Raw genomic sequence first — 943 nt, 5'->3', positions numbered from 1 at the left:
TGATGAGCAGAAGGATGGCAGGGGTGAGCATCGCCCAGCCGGTTCGCTCCTCGCGGCGGTTCGCGGTGCTCAGGCCGGCCTTCTGCTTCGGGCGCCCCGCGTCCGGCTGCGGTGCCGGCGGACGGGTGGTTGCCTGCTGGTTGATGGTCATGGTGTTTCCTGGAAAGTCGTGGGATAAGGGTGGGGGCGCCGGCGGCGGCCGGCGCCCCGCGTAGCTTGATTAGCTCTTGTAGCCGTTGTTGGACTTGATGTTCGCGTCGATGTCCTTGACGGCCTTGTCCAGGGCGCCCTTGGCGTCGGCGCCGGAGAGGATGTCCAGGACGGTCTTGCCGAACTCCGTGGAGATGAACGGGTAGGCCGGAGTCTCAGGGCGCATGACGGCGTACTTCTTGGAAAACTCGCGGAAGATGCTATTTGCTCCGCCTGGCGCGTAGGCCGGGACGAGCGCGGCGGCCTCATCGGTTGCCGGGATGGTGCTGGTGGCTTTCGCGACCTTCGCGATGTTCTCAGGCTTGAGCGTGAAGGACAGGTAGTCCATCGCCGCTTCGGTGTTCTTGCATCCCGTGGTCACGCCCCATTGCCATGACGCGCCGCCGATCTTCGGGCCGTTGCCGAGGTCAACGTTCGGCATGACGACGAGGTCGTCTCCGACGGCGGCCCTGGCCTTGTCCCCGGCCCACGAGCCCATGTAGAGGACCGCGCTCTTGCCGTTGGTGAAGTCCGCCACGGGGTCCTTGCCGCTCTTCTGGGCCATGTAGCCCTTCGTGACGAGGCCGCGGAACCAGTTGGCCCAATCGACAGCCTTCTCACCGTTAAGGGTGCCCTGGGCGCTCTGGAAGCCGTCGCGGTTGATCAGGTCGCCGCCTGCGGACTGGAGGAATGGCGAGTACGCGTACGGCAGCCACTCGCCGGTGTAGGAGGTGGCCAGGTCAAGCGGGTTCTC

General features: G+C 65.9%; 1 protein-coding gene. It reads right to left on the bottom strand.

From position 1 onward, the window contains the following. Positions 1-220: 220 nt before the first annotated feature. On the bottom strand, positions 221-943 hold a 723-nt coding region (locus tag LD110_RS23335), incomplete at its 5' end, for an extracellular solute-binding protein (protein ID WP_225502328.1).

Origin of the sequence: Arthrobacter sp. M4 (assembly GCF_020251205.1) — a bacterium.
Taxonomy (GTDB): Bacteria; Actinomycetota; Actinomycetes; order Actinomycetales; family Micrococcaceae; genus Arthrobacter.
The sequence above is the reverse complement of the archived record's forward strand: the minus strand, read 5'-3'. Positions and strand labels throughout refer to the sequence as shown.